The organism is Micromonospora sp. CPCC 205561 (assembly GCF_036906775.1).
Lineage (GTDB): Bacteria > Actinomycetota > Actinomycetes > Mycobacteriales > Micromonosporaceae > Micromonospora.
The window spans coordinates 32,665-59,380 of sequence record NZ_JBAKHV010000040.1; the positions used below are offsets into that span (position 1 = coordinate 32,665).

A 26,716-nucleotide genomic window follows, 5' to 3' on the forward strand; every position below is an offset into this window, starting at 1 on the left:
TCCCGCCGGCAACGGGCGCGGGCCGAACGCCGGGATCAGCAGCCGCGGGGGCGGCTCTTCGCGCGGAGCATCTCGCGGTCGGCGGCCTCGAAGGCGGTGCTGAGGGCGTCGCGCAGGCCCGGCCCGGTGGCGCTCACCTCGGCGAAGCCGACGCTGACCCCGACCGGGGTGCCCGGCACCAGCGACTCCCAGTCCTCCGTGCGCACCGCCGCGTCGATGCGGCGGCCCACCTCGCCCGCCTCGGTCATCCCGGCGTTGGGGAGCACCACCACGAACTCGTCCCCGCCGTAGCGGGCCACGAAGTCGCCCCGGCGCATGACCCGGTTGATGACCCCGGCGACGCGCTGGAGCACCAGGTCGCCGGAGTGGTGCCCGTGCCGGGTGTTGACCGCCTTGAAGCCGTCGAGGTCGCAGACGCCGATCACCACCCGGTCGCCCCGGGCGACCACGGTGGCGATGTAGCGCTCCAGCCGGCGCCGGTTGGGCAGCCCGGTCAGCGGGTCGGTCAACGCCTCGCCCTCGAAGCGGGCCGCCTCCCGGCGCATCTCCTCGTGGTCGATGCGGGCGGCGATGCCGTCGATGTAGACGTCCCGGAGCCGGTCGTTGCGCTGGGCGGCCAGCCGGAACGCGAGCCGGTCGGCCCGGTGCGCCCCCGCGTGGTCGCCGGAGCGGGCCAGGGCGATGCTGCGCAGCCGGGCCGGTTCCGCCGCGCCGAGCGTCTCGGTGGAGACCTGGACGGTCTCCAGCCGGGTGACCGCCTCGATCGGCCGCCCCTCGGCGACGGCGAGGCAGACCTGACCGAGCTGGCGCATGTCCCGGGCCCGGGCGCTGTCCCCGCCGTGGCCGAGCAGCCGGGCCGGGGCGGCGTCGGTGTCGACGTCCAGCCGGTCGCCCAGGGCCGCGCGGCGGGCGGCGGCGTAGCCGTACGCGGCCAGGCTGCTCGGGCGCAGCCTGCCGCCGCGCCCGGCGCGCAGGAACCGGTCCAGGTCGGCGGCGACGTCACGCAGCACCCGCAGGCAGCCGTCACCGTCGCCGTTGTGGTCCAGCGCGACGGCGTTGCGCAGCCGGATGCCGGGGGCGGCGAAGGTCTCCTCGGGGATGCCGGAGGCCGTGCCGAGCTGCCGGGCCCGCTCGATCGCGCCGAGGGCGTAGCCGTGGAAGCTGAGGTAGGAGTAGGCCATCGCCAGGTCGTGCCAGCCCCAGGCGGTGTCCCGGTCCGGGTCCGCCACCGCGCCCAGCGCGCGGGCGGCCTTCACCAGGTGGGTGACGCAGCGGTCCGGCGCGCCCTGGTGGTGCGCGGCGAGCGCGGCCAGCGCGTTGAGGTGGCCGAGCAGGTAGGGCTCGGCGAGATCGCGGACGGCGGTGGAGGCCTCCTCGACAGCCCGGGTGTACTCCGCCGTCCGGCCGAGGTTGATCACCGCGGAGAGGCGCTGCACCAGGGCGTCGGCCCGCGCGTACGGGTCGGTGGTGGTGGCGATGATCCGGTCGAGGATCGCGTACGCCTCGGCGGAGCGGCTGGACTCCTGCAGGGCGCGCGCCCGCGTCAGGGCGGCAACCTGGTCGGTGACCCGGTCGAGCCAACCCACGCGACCTCCCTGTCGGTGTGCGTCCGGACGCATCCGCTCGTGATGTCCAGCGCGACGCCCCATGATTATCTCGTGACCACCGTGCCGCAACACCCGTCCGAAGGGACGAGACGGCAGCGCCCTTCCGTGGCGGTGTCCCGGGCGTCCCGGGCCCTCGCCGACGCGGGGATCGCCTCCGCCCGCGCCGAGGCGGAGCAGCTGGCCGCGTACGTGCTGGCGGTGCCCCGGGGGCGGCTGGCCCTGGCCGACGGCTTCACCGTCGACCAGCTAGACCGGCTCGACGAGCTGGTCGCCCGGCGGGCCCGGCGGGAGCCGTTGCAGCACCTCACCGGGCACGCCGGCTTCCGGCTCCTGGAGTTGGCCGTCGGGCCGGGCGTGTTCGTGCCCCGGCCGGAGACCGAGCTGCTCGCCGGCTGGGGGATCGCGCAGGGCCGGCGCCTGGGCGCCGGGCTGGTGGTGGACCTGTGCAGCGGCTCCGGCGCGATCGCCCTCTCGGTCGCCCAGGAGTTGCCCGCGGCCCGGGTGGTGGCGGTGGAACGCTCGGCGGCGGCGCTGTCCTGGCTGCGGCGCAACGCGGCGGCCCGCGCCGCCGCGGGGGACCGGCCGATCGAGGTGGTGGCGGCGGACGTCACCGCCCCCGATCTGCTCGCCGACTTCGTGGGCCGGGTCGACGTGCTGCTCTGCAACCCGCCGTACGTGCCGTCGGACGTCTCCGTGCCCCCGGAGGTGGACCGGCACGACCCGGCGAACGCGGTCTTCGGCGGCGCGGACGGCCTGGCGGTGATCCGCCCGGTGGTGGCGCGGGCGGCGGCGCTGCTGCGCCCGGGCGGGGTGCTCGGCGTCGAGCACGACGACACGCACGGCACGGCGGTGCCCGACCTGCTCGCCGCGGACGGCCGCTTCGAGGCGGTCGCCGACCACCCGGACCTGGCCGGGCGGCCCCGCTTCGCCACCGCGTCCCGGCGGACGGACGGCCAGCAGGCCGGGTCCGACGCGACGTGGCAGACTGACTCCTCGTGATGCTCTACGACTGCCGGTCGCCCGCCGACCGGGACCGCGGCATCGCCGCTGCCATCGAGGCGGTCAAGAACGGCGAGCTGGTCGTCCTGCCGACCGACACCGTCTACGGGGTCGGCGCCGACGCGTTCACGCCGTACGCCGTCAAGGCCCTGCTGGACGCCAAGGGCGGCCACCAGGTGCCGCCGCCGGTGCTGATCGGCTCCCGGCACACCCTCGACGGCCTGGTCTACTCGCTGCCGCAGGCGGCCCGCGACCTCGTGGAGGCGTTCTGGCCCGGGGCGTTGACGATCATCGTGACGCACTCGCCGAGCCTGCGCTGGGACCTCGGCGACTCCTCGGGGACGGTGGCGGTGCGGATGCCCCTGCACCCGGTGGCGCTGGAGGTGCTGCGCGAGACCGGCCCGATGGCGGTCGCCTCGGCGAACAAGACCGGCCAGCCGGCCGCCCTCACCGCCGAGGAGGCCCGCGACCAGCTCGCCTACTCGGTGCGGGCCTACCTGGAGGCCGGTCCCTGCCCTGACCCGGTGCCGAGCACGATCGTGGACCTCACCGGCGACCGGCCGCGGGTCCTCCGCCAGGGCGCCGTCGGGCTGGAGAAGCTGCGCGACGTGGTGCCCGACATCCTCACCGGCCAGGAGTTCTGAGTGCCTCCGTTCACGGTGCTGCACGTCTGCATGGGCAACATCTGCCGCTCCCCGATGGCCGAGCGGCTGCTGGCCGTCGCGCTGCGGGAGCGGTTGGCCCGCCGGGAGGTGGACCCGGCGCGCGCCGACGAGCTGCTGCACAGCCACAGCGCCGGCACCGGCGGCTGGCACGCGGGGGAGGGGATGAACCCGCCCGCGGCCCGCCAGGTGACCACCCGCGGCGGCGGCGTCGACGGCTTCGCCGCGCGCAAGCTCCGCTCGGACCACATCGACGCCGCCGACCTCGTCCTCACCGCGACCGCCGACCAGCAGGAGTACGTGGTGGCGCTGCGGCCCGACGCCGCTTCCCGCACGTTCGTGCTGGGCGAGTTCGGCCGGCTGCTCGCCGGGGTGGACGCCGCCGGGCTACCGCCGGCCGGGGCCACCCCCGACGCGGTGTACGCCCGCGGCGTGGCCCTGGTGGCGGCCGCGCACGCCGCCCGGCAGGGCACCACCGCACTGCCCACCGACGATCTCGACGACCCGTGGGGGCGCGGCGACCAGTGCTTCAGCCGGGTCGCCGACGAGATCGAGGAGACCGTCCACCCCCTCGCCCAGGCGCTGCTGCCGTAACCCGCCCGAGGTACCCCCGCGCGTGAGTTTTCTGCGGGTTTGGGGGAAAGGGGCGGTGAAGAGGGGCTTCCGGGTCATTCTGGGTGGGTCCTGACCGGCTCCTGCGGGGAGAGCTGATGACCCGGGCACGCCTCGACAAACTGTTCACGGTGCTGATCGCCGGCGTACTGGCCGGGCTGGTGCTCGCGGTGGCGGCCCTGCCGGCCGCGCTGGTCTTCGGGCTGGGGTTCTCGGCGTTCGCCGCGCCGTACGCGGAGCTGCCGAACTCGCTGCGTACGCCGCCCACGGCCCAGCGCTCGAACCTCTACGCCAACGACGGCACCACCCTGATCACCTCCTTCTACCAGGAGGACCGGGTCGACGTGCCGCTGGCGGGGGTGGCGCCGGTGATGCGGCAGGCGATCATCGCCGCCGAGGACGCCCGGTTCCACGAGCACAGCGGGGTGGACCTGCGCGGCGTGGTGCGGGCCTTCACGGTCAACCAGCGCGACGGGACGACCCGGCAGGGCGCGTCCACGCTGACCATGCAGTACGTCCGCAACGTGCTCAGCAGCGATCCCCGGCTCAGCGAGCGGCAGCGGGCCGCCGCCACCGAGCTGACCACCGCCCGCAAGCTCCAGGAGATGCGGTACGCGCTGGCCCTGGAGCGGGAGCTGTCCAAGGACGAGATCCTCGCCCGCTACCTCAACATCGCCTACTTCGGCGCGGGCGCGTACGGGGTGGCCGCCGCGAGCAGGCGCTACTTCTCCAAGCCGCCGGCGCAGCTCAGCCTGGCCGAGGCGGCACTGCTGGCCGGTCTGGTCCGCTCCCCGCACACCGACGACCCGATCGACGGCGACGCGGACGCGGCGCTCGCCCGCCGGGCGTACGTGCTGGACCGGCTGGTGGAGTCCGGGCAGGTCCCGGCCGAGGCGGCGGAGCGGGCCCGGGCCGAGCAGTTGCGGCTGCGCCCGAGCCAGACGCCGAACGACTGCACGGCGGTCCCGGCGGCGCAGAACGACTGGGGCTTCTTCTGCGACTGGTTCACCCGCTGGTGGAACGCCCAGCCCGCGTTCGGCGCCACGGTCGACGAGCGGCAGCTCACGCTGCGCCGGGGCGGCTTCTCCATCATCTCCTCGCTCGACCCCGCGGTGCAGCGCACCACCACCGAGCAGGTCCACCGGATCTACTCGGTGGACGACCGCCGGGCGGCGCCGACGGCGGTGGTCCAGCCCGGCACGGGGCGGGTGCTCGCCATGGCGGTGAACCGGAACTACGGGGTGGGCGCCAACCCGGCCGGGCAGAAGAACCACCCGAACACGGTCAACCAGCTGGTCGCGGGCGGCGGGGCCATCGAGGGCTACCAGGCCGGCTCCACCTTCAAGCTCTTCACGCTGCTGGCCGCGCTGGAGGCCGGACTGCCGCTGGACACGGAGTTCGACGCGCCGGGGCGGATCCTGACCGACTTCCCGGTGACCGGCAGTGCGAGCTGCGACGGGTACTGGTGCCCGGCGAACGCCAGCGCCGCCATGGACGGCCGGCACACCATGTGGTCCGCGTTCGGCGAGTCGGTCAACACGTACTTCGCCTGGCTGACCGAGCGGATCGGGGCGGACCGGGTGGTGGAGATGGCCGAGCGGCTCGGGATCGTCTTCCGGGCCGAGGAGGACGCCCGGCTGGCCCGCCACGGCGCCCGCGAGTGGGGACCGTTCACCCTCGGCGTCTCCGCCACCACCCCGCTCGACCTGGCCGGCGCGTATGCGGCGGTGGCGGCGGAGGGAACGTGGTGCGCGCCGCTGCCGGTGGTGTCCGTGACCGACGCGGCGGGCCGGCCGGTCGCCGCCGCCCAGCCGAGCTGCCGGCAGGCGGTCGACGCGGAGGTGGCCCGGGCGGCCGCCGACGCGGCCCGCTGCCCCGTCGGCGACCAGTCGATGTACCGGGAGTGCGCCCGCAGCACCGCCGAGGGGCTGCACCGGCAGCTCGGCCGCCCGGTTGCGGGCAAGACCGGCAGCTCGGACGGGTACGCGACGGAGACCGTGGTCGCCTTCACCCCGCAGCTCGCGGTCGCCACGATCGCCGCGAACCCCGACGAACCGGGCGACGCGGTCGGCCAGCGGGTGCAGGGGCGACTGGTCGAGCTGGTCGGCGAGGTGCTCGCCTTCGCGCTGCGCGACGAGCCGGTCCGTGACTTCGTGCCGCCCGGCGAGACGACCGCCTACCGGCTCACCGGCGCCCGCGCCGGCAACTGAGAGCCGCGAGGGCTCAGCTGCGCACGTCCGGCACGGCGGGGCGGCGGGCCGCCTGCTCGGCGCGGCGGGCGATGTTGCGGGCCATCCCGCCGAAGACCACCGCGTGGAAGGGCGCCACCCCGCCCCAGTAGACGTGTCCCGGCAGCCCGCGCGGCAGGAACACCGCCCGCTGCTGGTAGCGGCTGTGGCCGCCGTCCAGCGGGGCCACCCGCATCTCCAGCCAGGCCCGGCCGGGCAGTCGCATCTCGGCGCGCAGCCGCAGCAGCTCGCCGGGCACGATCTCCTCCACCCGCCAGAAGTCAAGCGCCTCGCCGACCTGGAGGCGGTGCGGATCGCGCCGGCCGCGCCGCAGCCCCACGCCGCCGACCAGCCGGTCCAGCCAGCCCCGTACGGACCAGGCCAGCGGGAACGAGTACCAGCCGTGCTCACCGCCGACGCCCTCGACGACCCGCCACAGGTCCTCCGGCGGCGCGTGGACCGTCCGCTCCCGGACGTCGGTGTAGGCGGTCCCGCCGGACCACCCCGGGTCGCTGGGCAGGGGTTCGGCGGGCGCGTCGGGGCCGCTCGCGGTCGACCAGCGGGTCTCCACCTCGCCGTCGCGGACCTTCGCCAGCGCCAGCGCGACCGCCTGCTCGAAGCTGGCCAACCCGTCGGGCGGGTCCGGGACGTACGCCGCGATGTCGTGCTCGTGGGCGACGGCCTCGTGGACCAGGCTCTCCACCAGCGGCCGGGCGATCGCGCTCGGCACGGGGGTGACCACCCCGACCCAGTGCGAGGAGAGCGACGGCGTCAGCGCGCGCACCGGCACGATGATCCGCCGGCGTAGCCCGGCCACCCGGGCGTACCGCCGCATCATCTCCTCGAAGGTGAGCACGTCCGGGCCGCCGATGTCGAAGGCCCGGTTCACCTCCGGCGGCAGGCTCGCGCAGCCGGCCAGGTAGCGCAGCACGTCGCGGACGGCGATCGGCTGGATCCGGTTGCGTACCCAGCGCGGGGTGACCATGGCCGGCAGCCGCTCGGTCAGGTAGCGCAGCATCTCGAACGAGGCCGAGCCCGAACCGATGATCACGGCCGCCCGCAGCACCGCCGTCGGCACCCCGCTGCCGAGCAGGATCCGCCCCACCTCGGCCCGGGAGCGCAGGTGCGCCGACGGGACCTCCCCGCCCGCCGCGGGCTCGGGACCACCCAGGTAGACGATCCGGCGTACGCCCGCGGCGCGCGCGGCCTCGGCGAACCGGGTGGCGGCCTCCCGGTCGGCGGCCTCGAAGCCGGCCTGCCCGAGCGAGTGCACCAGGTAGTAGGCCACCTCCACGCCCTCGAACGCGGCCGGCAGCGTGTCCGGCTTGCGCAGGTCGCCCTCGGCTATCTCGGTCCGCGCCGCCCAGGGCACGTCCCGCAGCCGGCCCGCCTTGCGGGCCAGGCAGCGCACCGTGTGCCCCTCGGCCAGCAGCCGGGGCGCCAGCCGACCGCCGATGTAACCCGTCGCTCCGGTGACCAGGCATCTCACGGTCTCCAGTGTGCGGCCCAATAGACTCTGGCGCTGTGGCTACTGAGACGAGCACCTTCTGGGGGGCGGACTCCGACCAGCTCCGCGCGACCGACCCGGAGCTCGCCGGGGCGGTGCTCGGCGAGCCGGACCGGTGCCGGGGCGGCCGGCACCCGTTCGCCGGCGGGCACCTCACCTCGTCGGCGGTCCTGGCCGCGTCCGGCTCGACCCTGACCGACAAGTACCCCCGATGAGCGCGCCACGCGCGGGCGAGCCGGGCGCCATCCGGGCCCGGCTGCCGCACCTGCGCCTGCCGCTGCTGGCCTGCGCGCTGCTCGCGCTGGTGGCGGTCCCGGCCGCGGCGGCGCTGCGGGGTGCCACCGGCGCGGCCGGCGTGGCCGCCGGCATCGCGCTGGTCGTCGCCAGCTACCTGGTCTCGGGTGTCTCGGTGGCCTGGGCCGACGCGGTCAATCCTCGGTTGATCATGTCGGTGGGGCTGGTCACCTACGCCACGAAGATCGTGGTGCTCGGGGTGACGATGGCCGCCGTCGCGGCCACCGGCTGGCCCGGCCTGCCGGACATGGGGGTCGCGATCATCGCGGCCGTGGTGGTCTGGACGGGCGCCCACCTGACGTGGGCCCTGCGCTCGCCGCTGCCCACCTTCGGGCGAGGCGGTGAGTGAGCGCGCTGTCGGATCCGCGTCCGGCATTTCGGGCTGCCACGGCGGGCCCCACCGGAGTAACCTGACCAACGAATCACGCGCCCGCACCACGGCCCGCACGCTGTCCGCAGTGTGGGGGGTGCCGCACACTCCCGCGCGTCCCTGCTGATATTGTTCGCCACGTCATGGCCGAAGACCCACACCCCCGCAGGTCCGACGAGCACTCGTCGGAAGGCGTGGCAGGGGCCGTTCTGGGCTACCTCCTCGCCGGCATCGTGGTGTGGGGCTTCCTCGGGTGGTTGGCGGAGCGACTTCTCGATCTGCCAACCGGCGTCGGGGCCGCCGTCGGCATGATCTTCGGCGCGGCCGGAGCGATTTACCTGATCATGAAGAGGCTCAGTGCTTGAGTGCCAGCACGCGCGGGTCTGTCGAGTGCGGAGGATGACACGGTGAGTGGACAGCTCGTCGCCGCAGAGGGGCTTCCCTGGCCCCCCAGCGTCGGAGATTTCTACCCGCCGGACGTGGCTGGCCCCTGGGTCACCAAGTTCGGGATCATGGTCTGGCTCGCGGTCGCGTTGCTGATCATCTTCTTCATGCTCGCCTACCGGAAGCCCAAGCTGGTCCCCGGCAAGGCCCAGTGGTACGCGGAGTCGGTCTACGGCCTGGTCCGGGACAACATCGCCCGCGAGCAGATGGGCAACGCGGGCATCCGCTTCGCGCCCTACTTCACGGTGCTGTTCAGCTTCATCGTGCTGACCAACTTCTTCGCCATCGTGCCCGGCCTGCAGATCTCGCCGAACTCGCACATCGCCTTCCCGATCGTGCTCGCGGCGATCTCCTACGTGATGTACCTCTACATCGGCGCGCGCAAGCACGGCCTCGGCAAGTACCTCAAGATGAGCCTGGTCATCCCGGGCGTGCCGTGGCCCATGCACATCCTGCTGATCCCGATCGAGTTCCTGCAGACGTTCATCGTCCGGCCGGTCACCCTGGCCCTGCGGCTCTTCGCCAACCTGTTCGCCGGCCACCTGCTCCTGCTGGTCTTCACCGTCGGCGGCTTCGTGATGCTGAACTCGAGCAGCCTGTTCATCCAGGTGACCTCGGTCTTCTCCTTCCTGATGGCGATCGTGATGGCCTTCTTCGAGGTTCTGGTCGCCGTGCTGCAGGCCTACGTCTTCGTCACGCTGAGCGCGAACTACATCGGAAGTTCGCTCGCCGACGAGCACTGATCGGGCTCGGCGGGCCGTCCGGCCCGACCAAGCTTCTGGTACCGACCGCGTACGCGTGAGACCTCACGCGTCGAACAGGAGGAATACCCGCAATGACTGTTCTTGCCGAAATCGGCGGCAGCGTCAACACCATCGGCTACGGCCTCGCCGCCATCGGCCCCGGTATCGGTGTCGCCCTGGTCTTCGCGGCCTACATCCAGTCGAGCGCGCGTCAGCCGGAGTCCGCCGGCTACAACCGCACCTGGCTGGTCCTGGGCTTCGCCCTGGTCGAGGCGCTCGCACTCTTCGGCCTGGTGCTCGCCTTCGCCGTCCAGGGCTGACGAGAGCTCTCTCCCGACCCGGAGGTCTGACATGTTCATCGCCGCAGAAGGTGTGGAGCACAACCCGATCCTGCCCATCTGGCAGGAGATGGTCATCGGGACCATCGCCTTCGCCCTGCTCTGCTTCGTCCTGCTGAAGTTCGTCATGCCCCGCATGGAGGCGATGTACCAGGCGCGGGTCGACGCGATCGAGGGTGGCCTCAAGCGGGCCGAGGCCGCCCAGGCCGAGGCGAACCAGGTGCTGGAGCAGTACCGCGCCCAGCTCGCCGAGGTACGCACCGAGGCGGCGCGGATCCGGGACGACGCCCGGGCCGACGCCGAGGGCATCCGCCAGGACATCCTCGCCAAGGCGCGGGAGGAGTCCGACCGGATCATCGCGGCCGGCAAGGACCAGCTCGCCGCCGAGCGGGCCACCATCGTGCGCGAGCTGCGCACGGAGGTCGGCACGATCGCGGTCGACCTGGCCAGCAAGATCGTCGGTGAGTCGCTGGCCGACGAGGCCCGTCGTAAGGGCACCGTCGACCGGTTCCTGAGCAACCTCGAGAGCGCGGGGGCCCGCTGATGCAGGCCGCCAGCCGGGAGTCGTACAAGGTCGCGGCCGAGCGCCTCGACGCGTACGTCCGCGGTGCGGAGCCGTCGGCGGTGGCCAACACCGCCGCCGACATCCTCTCCGTGGCCGACCTGCTGCGGCGCGAGCCGCGGCTGCGCCGGGCGCTCTCCGACCCGGCCCGCTCGGGCGCCGACCGTGCCGCGCTCCTCGGCGAGCTGCTCCGCGACAAGATCGGCGCGGAGCCGCTGGACCTGCTCGCCTCGATGGTCGCCGGCCGCTGGTCGGCGCCGTCGGAGCTGCTCGGCGGCACCGAGCGGCTCGGCGTGGAGGCGCTGCTGGCCAGCGCCGACGCCGCCGGCGACCTCGGTGAGGTCGAGGACGAGCTGTTCCGCTTCGGTCAGGTGGTCGCCGGTCAGTCCGCGCTCTCCAACGCGCTGGCCGACTCGATGGCCCCGATCGGGCAGCGGGCCGCACTGGCCCGTGAGCTGCTCGCCGGCAAGGCCCGCCCGGTCACCGTCAGCCTCGTCGAGGTGGCGTTGAGCGGGTTCGGGGGACGCTCCTTCATCGGGGCGCTCACCCGGCTGGTCGAGCTCGCCGCCGACCGGCGGGACCGGCAGGTGGCGTACGTGACCGCCGCGGCCCCGTTGAGTGAAGAGGACGAGCGCCGGCTGGGCGCCAGCCTGTCCGCGATATACGGTCGGGAGGTCTCCGTCAAGCAGACGGTGGACCCCTCGGTTCTCGGTGGCGTGAGCGTCCGGGTCGGCTCCGACCTGTACGACGGCACCGTCCTGCGCCGCCTCAACGAGAGCCGCAACGCGCTCACGAAGCGCTGACCGGCCCCGCCGCCCAGCGCCCTGATAGACGCCATTCGGACCGGTCGGTACTAGGTATCCCGGGCCCCTGATACTTAAGGAAGCAGAGGATGGCCGAGCTGACCATCTCGACGGAGGAGATCCGCGGCGCCCTGGAGCGCTACGTCTCCTCCTACTCGTCCGAACTCTCCCGCGAGGAGGTCGGCACCGTCGCCGACACCGGCGACGGCATCGCCCACGTCGAGGGCCTCCCCTCGACCATGACCAACGAGCTCCTGGAGTTCGAGGACGGCACCCTGGGTGTGGCGCTGAACCTCGACGTCCGGGAGATCGGTGTCGTCGTTCTCGGTGACTCCGCCAAGCTCGAAGAGGGGCAGCGCGTCAAGCGCACCGGCCGGGTGCTCTCCGTGCCGGTCGGCGACGCCTTCCTCGGCCGCGTGGTCAACGCGCTCGGCCAGCCGATCGACGGGCTCGGCGACATCGCCGACGAGGGCTACCGCGAGCTGGAGCTCCAGGCCCCGAACGTGATGTCCCGGCAGTCCGTCGACGAGCCGCTGCAGACCGGCCTCAAGGCCGTCGACGCCATGACCCCGATCGGCCGCGGCCAGCGCCAGCTGATCATCGGCGACCGGAAGACCGGCAAGACCACCGTCGCGCTGGACACGATCCTCAACCAGCGGGACAACTGGCGCTCCGGCGACCCCAAGAAGCAGGTCCGCTGCATCTACGTCGCCATCGGCCAGAAGGCCTCCACGGTCGCCTCGATCAAGGGCATCCTGGAGGAGGCGGGCGCGATGGAGTACACGACCATCGTCGCCTCCCCGGCCTCCGACCCGGCCGGCTTCAAGTACCTCGCCCCCTACACCGGCTCGTCCATCGGGCAGCACTGGATGTACGGCGGCAAGCACGTCCTGATCGTCTTCGACGACCTGAGCAAGCAGGCCGAGGCGTACCGCGCCGTGTCCCTGCTGCTGCGTCGCCCGCCGGGCCGCGAGGCGTACCCGGGTGACGTCTTCTACCTGCACTCCCGCCTGCTGGAGCGCTGCGCGAAGCTCTCGGACGAGCTGGGCGGCGGCTCGATGACCGGCCTGCCGATCATCGAGACGAAGGCCAACGACATCTCGGCCTTCATCCCGACCAACGTCATCTCCATCACCGACGGCCAGATCTTCCTGGAGACCGACCTGTTCAACCAGGGCGTCCGGCCGGCCATCAACGTCGGCACCTCGGTCTCCCGGGTCGGCGGCGCCGCGCAGGTGAAGCCGATGAAGAAGGTCGCCGGTTCGCTGCGGCTCAACCTGGCCCAGTACCGCGAGCTGGAGGCGTTCGCCGCCTTCGCCTCGGACCTGGACCGCGCCTCCCGCGCGCAGCTGGACCGCGGCTCCCGCCTGGTCGAGCTGCTCAAGCAGGCCAACTACTCGCCGTACCCGGTGCAGGAGCAGGTCGTCTCGGTCTGGGCCGGCACCGAGGGCAAGCTGGACGACGTCCCGGTCGGCGAGGTCCGCCGCTTCGAGTCGGAGTTCCTCCAGTACCTGCGCCACAAGCACGAGGGTGTGCTGGCGAGTATCGCCGACCACCAGTGGAACGACGACATCATCAACTCCCTCGACGCCGCCATCTCCGACTTCAAGCAGGTCTTCCTGGGCAAGGAGGACGAGCGGCGGATCAACGACGCCCCGGCCACCCCGCTCGAGGGCGAGGAGAACCGCGAGACGGTCAGCCGCTTCCGTGACGGCGCGGGCGACCGCCCGGCCGAGAACCGGTAAGGGCTGACTCATGGCGGCCCAGGTTCGCGTTCTTCGTCAACGGATCCGCTCGGCGAAGGGGATGAAGAAGATCACCAAGGCGATGGAGCTCGTGGCGACGAGCCGGATCGCCAAGGCCCAGGCCCGGGTGGAGGCGTCCCTGCCGTACGCCCAGGCGGTCACCGGTGTGCTCACGGCGCTGGCGTCCAACGCGCGGATCGACCACCCGCTGCTCACCCCGCGCGAGCGGGTGCGGCGGGCGGGCGTCCTGCTGGTCACCTCCGACCGCGGCCTCGCCGGCGGCTACAGCTCCAACGCCATCCGGATGGCCGAGTCGCTGATCGCCCGGCTGCGGGCCGACGGCAAGGAGCCGGTGCTCTACGTCATCGGACGCAAGGGCGTCGGGTTCTTCCGGTTCCGTGACCGGCCGATCGAGGCCAACTGGACCGGCTTCTCGGAGCAGCCGACGTTCGCCGACGCCCGCGCCGTGGGCGAGACGCTGATCAAGGCGTTCACCGCCGGTGCGGACGACGTCGACGGCGGCGCCGGGGCGGACGGGGTGCTCGGCGTGGACGAGCTGCACATCGTCTACACCGAGTTCCACTCCCTGATGACCCAGACCCCGGTCACCCGGATCATGGGCCCCATGCAGGTGGAGGACCGGCCCCGGTCCGAGGGCGCGCTGCCGGCGTACGAGTTCGAGCCGGACGCGGAGGCGCTGCTCGACGCGCTGCTGCCCAAGTACATCAACACGCGGATCTACGCGGCGTTGCTGGAGTCGGCGGCGAGCGAGTCGGCGGCCCGTCGGCGGGCGATGAAGAGCGCCACCGACAACGCGGAAGAGATGATCGAGAAGTACACGCGTGAGATGAACTCGGCCCGCCAGGCCGGGATCACCCAGGAGATCAGCGAGATCGTCGGCGGCGCGAACGCGCTGGCCGCGTCGGGAAGTGAAGTGTGATGACTGTTTCCGCAGTTGCTGGTGGGCCAGCTGAGACCAGGACGGCCACGGGTCGCGTGGTCCGGGTCATCGGCCCGGTCGTCGACGCCGAGTTCCCGCGCGACGCCATGCCGGCCCTGTTCAACGCCCTGCACGTGGACGTGACGCTCTCCGGCGGTGAGAAGACGCTGACCCTCGAGGTCGCCCAGCACCTGGGCGACAACATGGTCCGCGCCATCTCGATGCAGCCGACCGACGGCCTGGTCCGGGGCACCGAGGTGCGCGACACCGGTTCCCCGATCATGGTTCCGGTGGGCGACACGGTCAAGGGCCACGTGTTCAACGCGATCGGCGAGTGCCTCAACCTGACCGAGGGCGAGACGCTCCAGCCCGACGACCACTGGGGCATCCACCGCAAGGCTCCGGCCTTCGCGGACCTGGAGCCGAAGACCGAGATGCTGGAGACCGGCATCAAGGTCATCGACCTGCTCGCCCCGTACGTCAAGGGCGGCAAGATCGGCCTGTTCGGCGGCGCCGGCGTGGGCAAGACGGTGCTCATCCAGGAGATGATCACCCGTGTCGCCCGGAACTTCGGTGGTACGTCCGTCTTCGCCGGGGTGGGTGAGCGTACCCGCGAGGGCAACGACCTCATCGCCGAGATGACCGAGTCCGGCGTCATCGACAAGACCGCGCTGGTCTACGGCCAGATGGACGAGCCGCCGGGCACCCGGCTGCGGGTCGCCCTGTCGGCGCTGACCATGGCGGAGTACTTCCGCGACGTCAAGAAGCAGGAGGTGCTGCTCTTCATCGACAACATCTTCCGCTTCACCCAGGCGGGTTCGGAGGTCTCCACCCTGCTCGGCCGGATGCCGAGCGCGGTGGGTTACCAGCCGACCCTGGCCGACGAGATGGGCGAGCTCCAGGAGCGGATCACCTCCGTCCGGGGCCAGGCCATCACCTCGATGCAGGCGATCTACGTGCCGGCGGACGACTACACCGACCCGGCCCCGGCCACCACGTTCGCGCACCTCGACGCCACCACCAACCTGGAGCGGTCGATCTCCGACAAGGGCATCTACCCGGCGGTGGACCCGCTGGCGTCCTCGTCCCGGATCCTCGCCCCGGAGTTCGTCGGCGCCGAGCACTTCGCGGTCGCGACCGAGGTGAAGCGGATCCTGCAGAAGTACAAGGACCTGCAGGACATCATCGCCATCCTCGGTATCGAGGAGCTCTCCGAGGAAGACAAGATCACCGTGCAGCGCGCGCGGCGGATCGAGCGCTTCCTGTCGCAGAACACCTACGCGGCGGAGCAGTTCACCGGCGTGCCGGGCTCGACGGTCCCGATCGAGGAGACCATCGAGGCCTTCAAGAAGATCAGCGAGGGCGAGTACGACCACTTCCCCGAGCAGGCCTTCTTCATGTGCGGCGGTCTGGAGGACCTGGAGCGCAAGGCGGCGGAGCTGATGAAGAGCTGACCTGTCGGCCCCGACGAAAGGCCACCCCGGCAATGCCGGGGTGGCCTTTCGTTCATCTTCGGGTTCTATGATCACGGCCGTCCGGTTCCCGTGGTCGGCGATCATGCCGCGCCCGAGGTACCGTCGACCCGCCCACGCGCCACGTGGGCGTCGATCTGTGCAACCAGTCGGCTGCCTGCGCCCGTCTCCTTCTCGTGGGCGTGACGAACGGAGATGATCGTGGGTAAGGCCGGCAAGAGCGGCAGGTCGTCCAGGTGGTCCCGGGTGCCGCGCTGGGCCCGGGTCTGCACCGTCTTCGGTGCCGTCCTGATGCTGCTCAGCGGCGTGGTGCTGGTCGGCGCCGAGGCGCTGATGTCCCGTTACGAGGGCGCCGTCGGCAAGGCCGACCTCTTCGGTGACCAGGCCGCGGGCGCGAAGGAGCGCAAGAGCGACATCAAGGGCCCGCTGAACATACTGCTCGTCGGCATCGACCCGCGTAACCCGGAGGCCCCGCCGCTGGCCGACTCGGTCATGGTGCTGCACGTGCCGGCCGAGATGGACCGGGCCTATCTCTTCTCGATGCCCCGCGACCTGCTGGTGGAGATCCCCCGGTTCAGCCGGGCGCAGTTCGACGGCGGCAGCGACAAGCTCAACGCGGCGATGTCGTACGGCAGCCGGGTGCCCGGCGGCAACCCGGACGTCGCCGGCGGCTTCGAACTGCTGGCGTTGACGGTGCAGAAGGTCACCGGGATCACGCGCTTCGACGCCGGCGCGATCATCAACTTCAACGGCTTCCAGAAGATCGTCGACGCGATGGGCGGCGTCGACATGTACATCGAGCGCGAGGTGCGCTCCGAGCACCGCGAGCCCGACGGCAAGCACCGCAAGGGCAACCCGCACGGCGACGGTTACGTCGGCCCGCAGGCGGTCTACAAGAAGGGCAACCAGCACCTCAGCGGCTGGCAGGCGCTCGACTACGTCCGCCAACGCTATCCGAAGAACGGCGTCCCGGACGGCGACTACGGTCGCCAGCGGCACCAGCAGCAGTTCGTCAAGGCCATGGCGGGTCAGGCGCTGAGCGCCGACGTGGTGACCAACCCGATCAAGCTGGACAAGGTGTTGCGCGCGGCCGGGCAGTCGTTGATCTTCAGCGGCCGAGGCAACGGCGTGGTCGACTTCGGCCTGGCGCTCAAGGACATCCGCCCGGAGACGATCCAGATGATCAAGCTGCCGGGCGGTTCGGTCATCGAGAACGGCAGGTACCGGGGCGAGAAGTTCCAGCCCGAGGTGGACGACTTCTTCGCCGCCCTGAAGAAGGCGCAGCTGGACGCGTTCCTGGTGGAGCACCCCGACTTCCAGAACAAGTCGAAATAGCCGTGGCGCAGCTCTCGCCACCCGCCTTGGGGGCGGGGCGGGGCCACGACTAGACTTCCGAGAATCCGCCGCCGCAGCAAGGAGACAGCGTGGCAAAGCAGTTTCACGTCGAGCTCGTAGCCGTCGAGGAGAAGGTCTGGTCCGGCGAGGCCGAGATGGTCGTCGCCCGCACGACCGAGGGCGAGCTGGGTGTGCTGGCGGGGCACGCGCCCCTGCTCGGTCAGCTCGCCGAGCCCGGCCAGGTGCGCATCAAGCTCGCCGGCGGCGAGCAGGTCTCCTACGAGGTCGCCGGTGGCTTCCTGTCGGTGACCGGTGAGCGCGTCACCGTCTTGGCCGAGAGCGCCACCCCGGTGTCCGCCGCACAGAGCCGCTGAGCCGAAACGCCGATGGAGATCGTCGAAGGGATCGGAATCGGCGTCGCCGTCATCCTCGGCGCACTTCTGGTCCTCTTCGCCCGGCGAGCCGTCGTCACCCGTAGCGGGGGCATCATCCGGCTCGGCGTCCGGACCTCCACCATGCTCGACGGCCGAGGCTGGTCTCCCGGCTTCGGCCGCTTCGCCGGCGACGAACTCCGCTGGTACCGGCTGTTCAGCTTCGCCATCCGGCCCACCCGGGTGCTCTCCCGCAAGGAACTCGCGGTGGAGCGGCGTCGCCTCCCGGAAGGGCAGGAGCGCCTCTCCATGCCCGCCGACTGGGTCATCCTCCGCTGTACGAGCGAACACGCCCCGGTGGAGATCGCGATGGCCCGGTCGACCGTCACCGGATTCCTCTCCTGGCTCGAGGCCGCCCCACCGGGGGCGGCCTCGCCGCGTCTGGCCTCCCAGGACTGGCCGGCCGCCTGAACCACGCCTCGCGCCCGCGCGGCCCGTCGTCCCGGGCGACCGCCGCCTCGCGGTCCCATCAGGCCCCGGCGGCCACGAGTTCGACCTGGTAACCCTGCTTGTCCGCCAGATGGGCGGCGTAACTCCGCGGGCCGCCGGCGTGGGGGTGGCGATCCGGAGAGAGCAGCGTCCAGCCGTACGTCGGCGCGGCCTCGACCAGTCGGTCCACGGCCGTCGGCGGGCCCGCCTGGAAGGCCAGGTGGTCGAGGCCGGGAGTCAACCGGTCGTGCCGCCGCCTGCGACTGCTCCAGCACCGGACACGTCGGGCCGAGCCGCCAGGAGCGGCCGTCCGGCCACTCCTGGAACGGCGTCCAGCCCAGCTCGCCGAGCAGCCAGCCCCAGCGGCGTGTGGCGGCGCTCAGATCGGGCACCCGGACCTCGACGTGATGCGGCGTGCCCACCGGGTACGCGGGCCCCGTGGTCAGCGGTTGCCGCCCGGCACCCATAGCACGTCTCCGGCCGGATTTGCCGTTCTTGACAGGATAAAGAGCAGATCGGAGAGCCGGTTGAGATACTTTGCCGGGAGCGAGCTGGTCCGATCGGGGTCGTGCGCGACCAGGGCCCACGCCGCCCGCTCGGCGCGTCGGGCGACCGTCCGCGCCACGTGCAGCAGCGCCGCGCCCGCGGTGCCGCCGGGGAGGATGAAGGAGTCGAGCTTGCCCAGGCGTGCGTTGTACTCGTCGCACCAGCCCTCCAGCCGCTCGACGTACGCCTCGGTGACCCGCAGCGGCGGGTACTTCGGATCGGGTTCGACCGGGGTGGCCAGGTCGGCGCCCACGTCGAACATGTCGTTCTGGATCGACGCCAGGACGGCCCGCAGCTCGTCGTCGAGCTGCCCCAGGGCGAGCGCCACGCCGATCGCGGCGTTGCACTCGTCGACGTCCGCGTACGCGGAGATGCGCGGATCGGTCTTCGGCACCTGCTCGTTGTTGCTCAGCCTGGTCATGCCGGCATCGCCGGCCTTGGTGTAGATGCGCGTGAGGTGGACGGCCATGACGCACAGCCTACGGATACCGGACCTGACCGTCCCGGCGCGCCCGGGCGGCACCGCCGTCCGACCGGTGGGGACGGGATCCGGCGACGCCGGCGATCCGGCGCTCAACGACCTCGACGTCATCCGGGTGCGCGGTGACGCCCGGCTGGCCGGCACGGTGCACGTGGTCGGCGCCAAGAACTCGGCGCTGAAGCTGATGGCCGCGGCGCTGCTCGCCCCGGGGCGCAGCGTGATCACCAACGTGCCGAGGATCACCGACATCGCGATCATGGGCGAGGTGCTCCGCAGGCTCGGCTGCGGCGTGCGCTTCGACGCCGACGACCCGGTCGACCCGATGGTGGCGCGCGGCGGGGTCGCCCGCTCGCGGTCGGTCGTCATCGACGTGCCCGAGCGGCCCGGCGCCGAGGCCGACTACGACCTGGTACGCCGCCTGCGCGCGTCGATCTGCGTGCTGGGCCCGCTGCTGGCCCGCCGGGGGTACGTGCGGGTGGCCCACCCCGGCGGCGACGCCATCGGCTCGCGGGGGCTGGACATGCACGTCTCGGGCCTGACCCGGATGGGCGCCGAGATCTCCGGTGAGCACGGCTTCGTGGTCGCGTCGGCGCCGCACGGCCTGCACGGCGCGGAGATCGTGCTCGACTTCCCCAGCGTCGGGGCGACGGAGAACCTGGTCATGGCGGCGGTGCTGGCACGGGGGGCCAGCCTCATCGAGAACGCCGCGCGGGAGCCGGAGATCGTCGACATCTGCACGATGCTCAACCAGATGGGTGCCCGGATCTCCGGCGCCGGCACCTCGACCCTGTACGTCGAGGGGGTGCCGGGGCTGCGGCCGGTGCGACACGCGACGGTGGGCGACCGGATCGTGGCCGGCACCTGGGCCTTCGGCGCGGCGATGACCCGGGGGGACGTCACGGTGACCGGGGTGGAGCCGGCGTTCCTGGAGGTCGCGCTCGACAAGCTGGTCTCCGCCGGGGGCCTGGTGGAAACCCGGGGCGACGCGTTCCGCGTCCGCATGCACGACCGCCCGAAGGCGGTGGACGTCGTGACGCTTCCCTATCCGGGCTTCGCCACCGACCTGCTACCGATGGCGATCGGGCTGGCCGCGGTCAGCGACGGGGCCTCCCTGATCACCGAGAACATCTTCGACGGGCGGTTCATGTTCGCCAACGAGATGATGCGGCTGGGCGCGGACATCAAGACCGACGGCCACCACGCGGTGGTCCGGGGCCGGGAGGTGCTCTCCGGCGCCCCCGTACGCGCCACCGACATCCGGGCCGGCGCCGGCCTGATCATCGCCGGGCTCCGCGCCGAGGGGATCACCGAGGTCTCGCACGTGCACCACGTGGACCGGGGCTACCCGGACTTCGCGGCCGACCTGCGCGCGCTCGGCGTCGAGGTGGAGCGGGGCACCGCCCCCGAGGAGCCCGACCTCACCATCTGAGCGTTCCGCCCGGCCCGTCGCCCCGGCCGCGCCTTAGCATCCGTTCAGGCCCGCCGATAGGGTGCTGGCAGACACTCAATCAGGCGAGGGGGAGAGAGATGGCGGGTCGACTCGCGGTCGTCGGTGCCGGGCTGATGGGCTCGGGCATCGCCCAGGTGGCGGCGCAGGCGGGCTGGCAGGTGACCCTGCGGGACCTGGACGACGCGGCCACCGGGCGCGGCATGGCCGGGATCCGGAAGTCGCTGGAGAAGTTCGCCGAGAAGGGGAAGATCGAGGCGTCCGACGTCGAGGCGACCCTCGGTCGGATCACCCCGACCACCGAGCTGGAGGCGGCGGCCGACGCGGACATCGTGGTGGAGGCGGTCTTCGAGCGGCTGGAGATCAAGCACGAGGTGTTCCGGGCGCTGGACAAGATCTGCAGGTCGGACGCGGTGCTGGCCACCAACACCTCGGCCATCCCGGTGACCCAGATCGCCGCGGTGACCGGGCGCCCGGAGGCCGTCGTCGGCACCCACTTCTTCTCGCCGGTGCCGATGATGAAGCTCTGCGAGCTGGTGCGCGGCTACAAGACCAGCGACGCGACGCTGGCGACGGCGAAGACCTTCGCCGAGGAGATCGGCAAGACCGTCGTGGTGGTCAACCGGGACATCGCGGGCTTCGTCACCACCCGGCTGATCTCGGCGCTGCTCGTCGAGGCCGTCAAGCTGGTCGAGGCGGGCGTGGTGTCGGCCGAGGACCTGGACACCGCCTGCCGGCTCGGCTTCGGCCACGCCATGGGGCCGTTGGCCACCGCCGACCTGACCGGCGTGGACGTCCTGATGCACGCCTCGAAGAACATCCACACCGACACCGCGGACGAGAAGTTCTTCCCCCCGGAGCTGCTCCAGCGCATGGTCACCGCGGGCGACCTCGGCCGCAAGAGCGGCAAGGGCTTCTACTCGTACTGAGGGGCGGCCCCGGGCGCCGAGTTTCCCCTACCGCTCAACGGACCGCCTCCGCCGGGCGCGGGGGCGGTCCGCTCCAGCCCGCGGTGAGCACGAGCGTGGCGGCCAGCGCCGCGGTCGGCAGGCGGCGGTCCGGGCCCGAGGCGCTCCACGGGCGTACGCGGCCTGCCGCCGGCGGGTGGGCGGGGCCGCCCGGCCGCCAGCAGGCGCGTCCGGCTCAGCCGTCGCGCCTGGTCGTCCAGCGGAACGTGGTCAGGCAGAGCACCAGGCCGATCACGCACCACGCGACGAGCACGAGGGCGACCCGGTCCAGCTCGAACGAGCCGCCGGGCTCGCGGGCGCCGAAGGCCTCCGGCAGGAAGACCGAGCGCAGGCCCTGGCACATCCACTTCAGCGGGAAGAGCGCCGCCACCTGCTGCATCCAGGTCGGCAGCTCGGTGAAGACGAAGAACACCCCGGAGATGAACTGGAGCACCAGCGCGACCGGGGTGACCACCGCCGAGCCGCTGCGGGCGGTGCGGGCCAGCGACGAGATGGCGATGCCGCAGAGCGTGCAGGCGGTGACGCCGAGCACCGACACCCAGCCGAAGGTCAGCCACTTCGCGGCGGTGCCGGGCAGTTCCAGGTCGAACAGCGCCACCGAGACCGCGAGCAGCAGCACGGTCTCGGCGATGCCGATCGCCACCACCATGATCACCTTGCCGGCGAACCAGACCCACTTCGGCATCGGCGTGCCCCGGTAGCGCTTGAGCACCCCCCGGTCCCGCTCGATCGGGATCCAGATGCCGAGGTTCTGGAAGCTCACCGTCATCAGGCCGGTGGCGATCATGCCGGTGACGAAGTACTGGGTGTAGCTGACCCCGGGGGCGATCTCGTCGCTGAAGATCGCCGCGAAGATCAGAATCATGATCACCGGAAAGCCCATCGTGAAGACGACGGATTCCCGGCTGCGCAGGAACTGGGTGATCTCCAGCCGGCCCTGACGCAGGCTGAGGGCGGCCGGACCGAGCCGTCGGGCCGGTGCCGCGGTGGCCGGCGCGGCCGGCGTGGTCGTGGTGGTCATCGGTGTCCGATCATGCTCAGGTAGATGTCCTCCAGGGTCGGCCTGGTCACCGTCAAGCCCGGGACCTCGCCGCCGAAGCGCGCGGCCAGTTCGGCCACCAGCGCCGTCGGCGTCGCGCTCGTCGCCGTCTGTGAGGTCCCCTCCGGCGTACGCCAGGAGACCGTCGCGAGCGCCTGCTGCCGGTTGCCCAGCTGGTCCGGCGCGGAGACCTCGACCAGCCGGCCGCCCGAGATCACGCCGACCCGGTCCGCGAGGGACTCGGCCTCGTCGAGGTAGTGGGTGGTCAGCACGATGGTGGTGCCGGCGGCGGCCAGGTCCCGGATCAGCTCCCAGAACTCCCGGCGCGCCTCCGGGTCGAAGCCGGTGGTCGGCTCGTCCAGGAAGAGCAGCTCCGGGCGGCCGACGATGCCGAGGGCCACGTCGAGCCGGCGCTTCTGGCCGCCGGAGAGGGTGTGCGTGCGGGCCTTCGCCTTGGCGGCCAGCCCGACCCGCTCGACGACCTTGTCCGGGTCGTCGGCGTCGGCGTAGAAGCCGGAGAAGTGCCGCACCACCTCGGCCACCGTCAACTCGTCGAACTCGCCGGTGCCCTGGAGCACGATGCCGACCCGGGAGCGCCACTGCGGGGTCGCCTGCGCCGGGTCGCTGCCGAGCACCAGGACGTCGCCGGCGTCGCGCCGCCGGTAGCCCTCCAGGATCTCCACGGTGGTGGTCTTGCCCGCCCCGTTCGGGCCGAGCAGGGCGAAGATCTCGCCGCGGCGGACGTCGAGGTCCACGCCCGCCACCGCCACCGTGTCGCCGTAGGTCTTGCGCAGCCCCCGGACGGAGATCGCGAGCTCGTCATCCATGCGTCAAGTGTGCGACGTCGCCACGGCGGTGGCCCGGCCGGGGTGTGGCGGTCGCGCCCATCCCGGGTGCTTCGCACCGGGGCGTCCACTCCATGGAGCTGTGTGGTTTTGCACAGCTCTGGTGACTGAACGGTAACTTAGACTCCGGCCATGGACGAGAAGGCTCTCTCCGGCCGGCTACCCGAGCGCGACCGGCCGTGGGTGATGCGCACCTACGCCGGGCACAGCTCGGCCGCCGCGACCAACGCGCTCTTCCGCCGCAACCTGACCAAGGGGCAGACCGGCCTGTCGGTGGCGTTCGACCTGCCGACGCAGACCGGCTACGACCCCGACCACGAGCTCGCCACCGGCGAGGTGGGCCGCGTCGGCGTGCCGGTGGCGCACCTCGGCGACATGCGGGCCCTCTTCGACGGCATCCCGCTGGCCGACATGAACACGTCCATGACCATCAACGCGCCGGCGATGTGGCTGCTCGCCCTCTACGGCACGGTCGGCACGGAGCAGGGCGCGGAGCTGGCCCGCTGCGCCGGGACCACCCAGAACGACATCATCAAGGAGTATCTCTCCCGGGGGACCCACATCTTCCCGCCGGCGGCGTCGCTGCGGCTGACCGCCGACGTCATCGCGTACACGCTGCGCGAGATGCCGCGCTGGAACCCGGTGAACATCTGTTCGTACCACCTCCAGGAGGCCGGCGCGACGCCGGTGCAGGAGGTCGGCTTCGCGCTCTCCACCGCGGTCGCGGTGCTCGACACGGTCCGCGACTCGGGGCAGGTGCCCGCCGAGCGGATGGGCGACGTGGTGCAGCGGATCTCCTTCTTCGTCAACTCCGGGGTGCGCTTCGTCGAGGAGATCGCCAAGATGCGCGCCTTCGGCGCGCTCTGGGACGAGATCACCCGCGAGCGCTACGGCGTGGCGGACCCGAAGCAGCGGCGCTTCCGCTACGGGGTGCAGGTCAACTCGCTGGGCCTGACCGAGGCGCAGCCGGAGAACAACATCCAGCGCATCGTGCTGGAGATGCTCGGCGTGACCCTCTCCCGGGACGCCCGGGCCCGCGCCGTCCAGCTGCCCGCCTGGAACGAGGCCCTCGGCCTGCCCCGGCCGTGGGACCAGCAGTGGTCGCTGCGGATGCAGCAGGTGCTCGCGTACGAGTCGGACCTGCTGGAGTACCCGGACATCTTCGAGGGCTCGCACGTGATGACCGCGCTGGTCGACGGGATCGTCGCCGGGGCCCGGGGCGAGCTGGAGAAGGTGCTGGAGCTCGGCGGCGTGGTCGCCGCCGTGGAGACCGGCTACCTCAAGAGCGCGCTGGTCGCCTCGCTGGCGGAGCGGCGCCGCCGGATCGAGGCCGGCTCCGACGTGGTGGTCGGCGTCAACCGGTTCACCGAGACCGAGCCGTCGCCGCTCACCGCCGCCGGCGCCGAGGCGGTCGAGCAGGTCGACCCTGCGGTCGAGGCGGCGGCCACGGCCTCCGTACGACGGTGGCGGGCCGGTCGCGACGACGCGGCGGTCGACGCGGCGCTGGCCCGACTGCGCGCGGACGCCGCGACCACGACGAATCTGATGCCGGCCACGCTGGGGTGCGTGCGGGCGCGAGTGACCACCGGCGAGTGGGCCGGCGCGCTGCGCCAGGTCTTCGGCGAGTACCGGGCGCCGACCGGGCTGGCCGCTGCCGCCGGGGCTGGCGGGGGCAGCGCCCTGGCCGCCGTCCGGCGGCGGGTCGCCGGCACCGCCCGCGAACTGGGCAGCGGCCGGCTGCGGCTGCTTGTCGGCAAGCCTGGCCTCGACGGGCACTCCAACGGCGCGGAGCAGATCGCGGTACGCGCCCGCGACGCCGGCTTCGAGGTCGTCTACCAGGGCATCCGGCTGACCGCCGGGCAGATCGTCGCCGCCGCCGTCGAGGAGGACGTGGACCTGGTCGGCCTCTCGGTGCTCTCCGGCTCACACCTGGCGGCGGTGCCGGCGGTGCTCGACGGTCTGCGCGCCGCCGGCCGACCGGACCTGCCGGTGGTGGTCGGCGGGATCATCCCGGCGGGCGACGCGGAGAAGCTGCGCGCCGCCGGGGTGGCCCGCGTCTTCACGCCGAAGGACTTCGCCCTGACCGGCATCATCGACGAGCTGGTCACCGTGGTCCGCGAGGCCAACGGCCTGACGTGAGGGGAAGGGCGCCCGTCGCAGGGGCCCCTCCCCGCGCCGCGTGCGGTCAGCGGCTGGCGTAGGTCATGCAGTCGGCCATGTCGTTGTCCGGCCCGACCTTGATCGCCGGGGCCTGGCACTCCAACTGCTCGTTGTGCCGGCAGTCCGCCCGCTGGCAGGCGCCGACCTGCGCGGTCGTGCCACCGTCCACCCCGCCACGGATCGACGGCATCTCGATGAAGGTGTGGCAGTGCGCGTGGTCCGGGCTGCCGATGGTGATGGCGAACGCGTGGCAGTCGTTGGTGTGGTTGTACGAGCAGGCCGCGACCACACACTCCTCGACGCGGGGCATCTCCATTGCTGCGGTCATGGTGACCTCCTCTAGAGTCTTGCCCCAATTTTAGGCTTTTGTGGTTATCGGCGGGATGGTTCAGCCGACCCCGAGCACCTCCGACAGCGGGGCCGGTTCGAGGCCCCGCTCGGCCAGTCCGGCCAGGATGTGCGGCAGCGCCTCGTCCGTCATCGGCGCGTTCGCCTCGGTCACGTGCAGGACGATCACCGAGCCGGGGCGCACCCCGGCCAGCGCCGCGCGCACCACCGGCCGCCACGAGGTCGCGAACGGATCGCCGCTGACTACGTCGCCGTCCACCACGGTCACCCCCAGCGGCGCCAACGCGCTCAGCGCCCTGCGGTCGTGGCACAGCCCCGGGAAGCGGAAGTACCGGGTCTGCCGCCCGCCGTAGGCGGCCACCACGTCGAAGGTCCGGGCGACGTCGGCCGTCATCTCCCGCTCGGCGATGCGGGGCAGGCCGTAGCAGTCCGAGGTGAAGGCGAGGTGCCCGTACGTGTGGTTCGCCAGCTCGAAGCGCGGGTTCGCGGCGAGCCGGCGGGTCACCGCGGGGTACTGCTCGACCCACTTGCCGGTGAGGAAGAAGGTGGCCGGCACCCGTTCCCGCTCCAGCAGGTCGATGATCTTCAGGTTCGCGTACGACCGCACGGCGCCGCTGCGCAGTTGGTATCGCATCGCGTCGGTCATGTCGGCGTCGAAGGTGAGCGCCACCCTGTTTCCCGTACGCGGCCCGTGGTCCACGACCGGCGGCCTGGTGCCGGGCGTGGTCGCGCCGGGAACGGTCGGGGCGGGGGCCGTCGGGCGGGGCGCGACCCAGGCCGCCGTCGTCGGCTCCGGCACGGTCGGGGTCGGGCTCTTCCCGGTGAGGCGGACGAGCCCGGCAGTGGCCGGCGTGCGCACCGGCGCCGGGGCGGCGAGCAGGGCCGCGGCGGCGACCACGGCGGCCAGGGTGGCGACGAGCGGAACGCGGGGGATCTTCACGTGCACCGGGAGATGATGTCAGCGCTCGGCGGTTCCCGGGTGCCCGGCCCCGCGTCGCGCTGCGCCTTTGTCGGGTTTGTGGCTGCTGTGTTCGGCTGCGGGTGGTGTGGTCGCGGTTGCGTCGTGGCGGGCCACACCCCGTCGGTGGTCGCGCGACGTCCGCCAGCCCGGCTCCCGGCGTGATCTCGGTACGGGATCGCCCTCCAGGGACTGTCGTGGCCCCATGTTTCGACCCGTCGCCTCCGGGCTCGCGTGATCTCTGTGTGGTTCCGTGGCGGCTGTCCGGTGCGGGCGTCGGGCCGGCTGGGGCGATCGGTCCGGTCGTGTGGTTTGTCCGGTCTGTGGGTGTGGTCGGGGGATGGTGGGGGCGGAATCGTGGCGGGGGTGGGGGCGTTACACCCTGCGTACGACCGAGGCAGGG

At 72.5% G+C, this 26,716-nt stretch carries 28 protein-coding genes; 20 read left to right on the forward strand and 8 right to left on the reverse strand.

From position 1 onward, the window contains the following. Nucleotides 1-35: 35 nt before the first annotated feature. Complete coding sequence (locus V6V16_RS20190; RefSeq protein WP_334564266.1) at nt 36-1,586, reverse strand: GGDEF domain-containing protein; 1,551 nt, start codon at nt 1,584-1,586, stop codon at nt 36-38. Between the two features lie 81 nt (nt 1,587-1,667). Between V6V16_RS20190 and prmC the strand changes: the two genes are divergently transcribed. The 4 genes from prmC to V6V16_RS20210 all read left to right on the forward strand — a co-directional run bounded on the left by prmC (nt 1,668) and on the right by V6V16_RS20210 (nt 6,090). Then, on the forward strand, nt 1,668-2,606 hold the full coding sequence (prmC, locus tag V6V16_RS20195; protein WP_442934116.1) for a peptide chain release factor N(5)-glutamine methyltransferase: 939 nt from the start codon (nt 1,668-1,670) through the stop codon (nt 2,604-2,606). Then, the gene (locus tag V6V16_RS20200; protein WP_334564328.1) at nt 2,606-3,250 is read left to right on the forward strand and encodes an L-threonylcarbamoyladenylate synthase; all 645 of its coding nucleotides are present in this window, start codon (nt 2,606-2,608) and stop codon (nt 3,248-3,250) included. Before prmC ends, V6V16_RS20200 begins: the two co-directional genes overlap by 1 nt. Then, the gene (locus tag V6V16_RS20205) at nt 3,251-3,862 is read left to right on the forward strand and encodes an arsenate reductase/protein-tyrosine-phosphatase family protein (protein WP_334564270.1); all 612 of its coding nucleotides are present in this window, start codon (nt 3,251-3,253) and stop codon (nt 3,860-3,862) included. 116 nt (nt 3,863-3,978) lie between these two features. Then, nucleotides 3,979-6,090 (forward strand): transglycosylase domain-containing protein, encoded by a 2,112-nt coding sequence (locus tag V6V16_RS20210; RefSeq protein ID WP_334564272.1) that lies wholly within the window; start codon nt 3,979-3,981, stop codon nt 6,088-6,090. A gap of 13 nt (nt 6,091-6,103) precedes the next feature. On the opposite strand, the gene V6V16_RS20215 is transcribed toward V6V16_RS20210, so the two are convergent. Next, nucleotides 6,104-7,597: an SDR family oxidoreductase gene (locus V6V16_RS20215; RefSeq protein WP_334564274.1), complete on the reverse strand. Its 1,494-nt coding sequence runs from the start codon at nt 7,595-7,597 to the stop codon at nt 6,104-6,106. A gap of 35 nt (nt 7,598-7,632) precedes the next feature. Here V6V16_RS20215 and V6V16_RS20220 point away from each other — a divergent pair, with 35 nt between their 5' ends. From V6V16_RS20220 to V6V16_RS20280, 13 genes are all read left to right on the forward strand, one after another. Further along, nucleotides 7,633-7,830: a hypothetical protein gene (locus tag V6V16_RS20220; protein WP_334564276.1), complete on the forward strand. Its 198-nt coding sequence runs from the start codon at nt 7,633-7,635 to the stop codon at nt 7,828-7,830. Further along, a complete protein-coding gene (locus V6V16_RS20225; RefSeq protein WP_334564277.1) occupies nt 7,827-8,258 on the forward strand; it encodes a hypothetical protein in 432 nt (143 codons plus the stop codon). Before V6V16_RS20220 ends, V6V16_RS20225 begins: the two co-directional genes overlap by 4 nt. A 164-nt stretch (nt 8,259-8,422) precedes the next feature. Continuing rightward, nucleotides 8,423-8,644 carry a hypothetical protein gene (locus tag V6V16_RS20230; protein ID WP_121399596.1) on the forward strand — a complete coding sequence of 74 codons (222 nt, stop codon included), beginning with the start codon at nt 8,423-8,425 and terminating at the stop codon, nt 8,642-8,644. After that, on the forward strand, nt 8,645-9,466 hold the full coding sequence (gene atpB / locus V6V16_RS20235) for a F0F1 ATP synthase subunit A (RefSeq protein WP_334564280.1): 822 nt from the start codon (nt 8,645-8,647) through the stop codon (nt 9,464-9,466). It begins immediately after the preceding gene. A gap of 92 nt (nt 9,467-9,558) precedes the next feature. After that, on the forward strand, nt 9,559-9,786 hold the full coding sequence (atpE, locus tag V6V16_RS20240; protein ID WP_121399594.1) for an ATP synthase F0 subunit C: 228 nt from the start codon (nt 9,559-9,561) through the stop codon (nt 9,784-9,786). 31 nt (nt 9,787-9,817) lie between these two features. After that, the gene (locus tag V6V16_RS20245; RefSeq protein ID WP_334564284.1) at nt 9,818-10,348 is read left to right on the forward strand and encodes a F0F1 ATP synthase subunit B; all 531 of its coding nucleotides are present in this window, start codon (nt 9,818-9,820) and stop codon (nt 10,346-10,348) included. Then, nucleotides 10,348-11,169 (forward strand): F0F1 ATP synthase subunit delta, encoded by an 822-nt coding sequence (locus V6V16_RS20250; protein ID WP_334564286.1) that lies wholly within the window; start codon nt 10,348-10,350, stop codon nt 11,167-11,169. Before V6V16_RS20245 ends, V6V16_RS20250 begins: the two co-directional genes overlap by 1 nt. A gap of 89 nt (nt 11,170-11,258) precedes the next feature. Further along, nucleotides 11,259-12,914 (forward strand): F0F1 ATP synthase subunit alpha, encoded by a 1,656-nt coding sequence (gene atpA, locus V6V16_RS20255; RefSeq protein WP_334564289.1) that lies wholly within the window; start codon nt 11,259-11,261, stop codon nt 12,912-12,914. Between the two features lie 10 nt (nt 12,915-12,924). Beyond that, a complete protein-coding gene (locus tag V6V16_RS20260) occupies nt 12,925-13,854 on the forward strand; it encodes a F0F1 ATP synthase subunit gamma (RefSeq protein ID WP_334564291.1) in 930 nt (309 codons plus the stop codon). Beyond that, on the forward strand, nt 13,854-15,308 hold the full coding sequence (atpD, locus tag V6V16_RS20265; RefSeq protein WP_334564294.1) for a F0F1 ATP synthase subunit beta: 1,455 nt from the start codon (nt 13,854-13,856) through the stop codon (nt 15,306-15,308). Before V6V16_RS20260 ends, atpD begins: the two co-directional genes overlap by 1 nt. 213 nt (nt 15,309-15,521) lie before the next feature. After that, a complete protein-coding gene (locus V6V16_RS20270) occupies nt 15,522-16,661 on the forward strand; it encodes an LCP family protein (RefSeq protein WP_334564296.1) in 1,140 nt (379 codons plus the stop codon). 89 nt (nt 16,662-16,750) lie between these two features. Then, complete coding sequence (locus tag V6V16_RS20275; protein ID WP_334564299.1) at nt 16,751-17,035, forward strand: F0F1 ATP synthase subunit epsilon; 285 nt, start codon at nt 16,751-16,753, stop codon at nt 17,033-17,035. A 12-nt stretch (nt 17,036-17,047) separates the two neighbouring features. Next, nucleotides 17,048-17,503, forward strand: coding sequence for a DUF2550 domain-containing protein (locus V6V16_RS20280; RefSeq protein ID WP_334564302.1), 456 nt, complete (start codon nt 17,048-17,050; stop codon nt 17,501-17,503). A gap of 58 nt (nt 17,504-17,561) precedes the next feature. On the opposite strand, the gene V6V16_RS27920 is transcribed toward V6V16_RS20280, so the two are convergent. Beyond that, nucleotides 17,562-17,762, reverse strand: coding sequence for a hypothetical protein (locus V6V16_RS27920; RefSeq protein ID WP_442934115.1), 201 nt, complete (start codon nt 17,760-17,762; stop codon nt 17,562-17,564). 201 nt (nt 17,763-17,963) lie between these two features. Then, nucleotides 17,964-18,536, reverse strand: a complete 573-nt coding sequence (locus V6V16_RS20290; protein WP_334564305.1) for a cob(I)yrinic acid a,c-diamide adenosyltransferase — start codon at nt 18,534-18,536, stop codon at nt 17,964-17,966. Here V6V16_RS20290 and murA point away from each other — a divergent pair. Both murA and V6V16_RS20300 read left to right on the forward strand, forming a co-directional pair. Beyond that, on the forward strand, nt 18,535-19,977 hold the full coding sequence (gene murA, locus V6V16_RS20295) for a UDP-N-acetylglucosamine 1-carboxyvinyltransferase (protein WP_334564307.1): 1,443 nt from the start codon (nt 18,535-18,537) through the stop codon (nt 19,975-19,977). The genes V6V16_RS20290 and murA overlap by 2 nt on opposite strands. A gap of 98 nt (nt 19,978-20,075) precedes the next feature. Further along, nucleotides 20,076-20,924 carry a 3-hydroxyacyl-CoA dehydrogenase family protein gene (locus V6V16_RS20300; RefSeq protein ID WP_334564309.1) on the forward strand — a complete coding sequence of 283 codons (849 nt, stop codon included), beginning with the start codon at nt 20,076-20,078 and terminating at the stop codon, nt 20,922-20,924. Between the two features lie 214 nt (nt 20,925-21,138). On the opposite strand, the gene V6V16_RS20305 is transcribed toward V6V16_RS20300, so the two are convergent. Both V6V16_RS20305 and V6V16_RS20310 read right to left on the reverse strand, forming a co-directional pair. After that, nucleotides 21,139-21,984 (reverse strand): ABC transporter permease, encoded by an 846-nt coding sequence (locus V6V16_RS20305; RefSeq protein ID WP_334564311.1) that lies wholly within the window; start codon nt 21,982-21,984, stop codon nt 21,139-21,141. Then, nucleotides 21,981-22,829: an ABC transporter ATP-binding protein gene (locus tag V6V16_RS20310; protein WP_334564313.1), complete on the reverse strand. Its 849-nt coding sequence runs from the start codon at nt 22,827-22,829 to the stop codon at nt 21,981-21,983. The genes V6V16_RS20305 and V6V16_RS20310 overlap by 4 nt, the downstream gene beginning before the upstream one ends. A gap of 150 nt (nt 22,830-22,979) precedes the next feature. On the opposite strand from V6V16_RS20310, the gene V6V16_RS20315 reads away from it, so the two are divergent. Next, nucleotides 22,980-24,986 (forward strand): protein meaA, encoded by a 2,007-nt coding sequence (locus V6V16_RS20315; protein ID WP_334564315.1) that lies wholly within the window; start codon nt 22,980-22,982, stop codon nt 24,984-24,986. 46 nt (nt 24,987-25,032) lie between these two features. Here V6V16_RS20315 and V6V16_RS20320 read toward each other — a convergent pair whose 3' ends face one another. Together V6V16_RS20320 and V6V16_RS20325 are read right to left on the reverse strand one after the other, a co-directional pair. Then, nucleotides 25,033-25,335, reverse strand: coding sequence for a DUF1540 domain-containing protein (locus tag V6V16_RS20320; protein WP_334564318.1), 303 nt, complete (start codon nt 25,333-25,335; stop codon nt 25,033-25,035). A 60-nt stretch (nt 25,336-25,395) separates the two neighbouring features. Continuing rightward, entirely contained in the window at nt 25,396-26,301 is a 906-nt protein-coding gene (locus V6V16_RS20325) for a polysaccharide deacetylase family protein (protein WP_334564320.1), read from the reverse strand. Between the last annotated feature and the right edge of the window lie 415 nt (nt 26,302-26,716).

What these genes read in the sequence shown, in the direction of transcription:
- V6V16_RS20200 (WP_334564328.1), top strand. Translation starts at nt 2,606, where the DNA reads ATGCTCTACGACTGCCGGTCGCCCGCCGACCGGGACCGCGGCATCGCC.
- V6V16_RS20210 (WP_334564272.1), top strand. Translation starts at nt 3,979, where the DNA reads ATGACCCGGGCACGCCTCGACAAACTGTTCACGGTGCTGATCGCCGGC.
- V6V16_RS20225 (WP_334564277.1), top strand. Translation starts at nt 7,827, where the DNA reads ATGAGCGCGCCACGCGCGGGCGAGCCGGGCGCCATCCGGGCCCGGCTG.
- V6V16_RS20230 (WP_121399596.1), top strand. Translation starts at nt 8,423, where the DNA reads ATGGCCGAAGACCCACACCCCCGCAGGTCCGACGAGCACTCGTCGGAA.
- atpE (WP_121399594.1), top strand. Translation starts at nt 9,559, where the DNA reads ATGACTGTTCTTGCCGAAATCGGCGGCAGCGTCAACACCATCGGCTAC.
- V6V16_RS20245 (WP_334564284.1), top strand. Translation starts at nt 9,818, where the DNA reads ATGTTCATCGCCGCAGAAGGTGTGGAGCACAACCCGATCCTGCCCATC.
- V6V16_RS20250 (WP_334564286.1), top strand. Translation starts at nt 10,348, where the DNA reads ATGCAGGCCGCCAGCCGGGAGTCGTACAAGGTCGCGGCCGAGCGCCTC.
- atpA (WP_334564289.1), top strand. Translation starts at nt 11,259, where the DNA reads ATGGCCGAGCTGACCATCTCGACGGAGGAGATCCGCGGCGCCCTGGAG.
- V6V16_RS20260 (WP_334564291.1), top strand. Translation starts at nt 12,925, where the DNA reads ATGGCGGCCCAGGTTCGCGTTCTTCGTCAACGGATCCGCTCGGCGAAG.
- atpD (WP_334564294.1), top strand. Translation starts at nt 13,854, where the DNA reads ATGACTGTTTCCGCAGTTGCTGGTGGGCCAGCTGAGACCAGGACGGCC.
- V6V16_RS20270 (WP_334564296.1), top strand. Translation starts at nt 15,522, where the DNA reads ATGATCGTGGGTAAGGCCGGCAAGAGCGGCAGGTCGTCCAGGTGGTCC.
- V6V16_RS20280 (WP_334564302.1), top strand. Translation starts at nt 17,048, where the DNA reads ATGGAGATCGTCGAAGGGATCGGAATCGGCGTCGCCGTCATCCTCGGC.
- murA (WP_334564307.1), top strand. Translation starts at nt 18,535, where the DNA reads ATGACGCACAGCCTACGGATACCGGACCTGACCGTCCCGGCGCGCCCG.
- V6V16_RS20290 (WP_334564305.1), bottom strand. Translation starts at nt 18,536, where the DNA reads ATGGCCGTCCACCTCACGCGCATCTACACCAAGGCCGGCGATGCCGGC.
- V6V16_RS20300 (WP_334564309.1), top strand. Translation starts at nt 20,076, where the DNA reads ATGGCGGGTCGACTCGCGGTCGTCGGTGCCGGGCTGATGGGCTCGGGC.
- V6V16_RS20305 (WP_334564311.1), bottom strand. Translation starts at nt 21,984, where the DNA reads ATGACCACCACGACCACGCCGGCCGCGCCGGCCACCGCGGCACCGGCC.
- V6V16_RS20310 (WP_334564313.1), bottom strand. Translation starts at nt 22,829, where the DNA reads ATGGATGACGAGCTCGCGATCTCCGTCCGGGGGCTGCGCAAGACCTAC.
- V6V16_RS20315 (WP_334564315.1), top strand. Translation starts at nt 22,980, where the DNA reads ATGGACGAGAAGGCTCTCTCCGGCCGGCTACCCGAGCGCGACCGGCCG.
- V6V16_RS20320 (WP_334564318.1), bottom strand. Translation starts at nt 25,335, where the DNA reads ATGACCGCAGCAATGGAGATGCCCCGCGTCGAGGAGTGTGTGGTCGCG.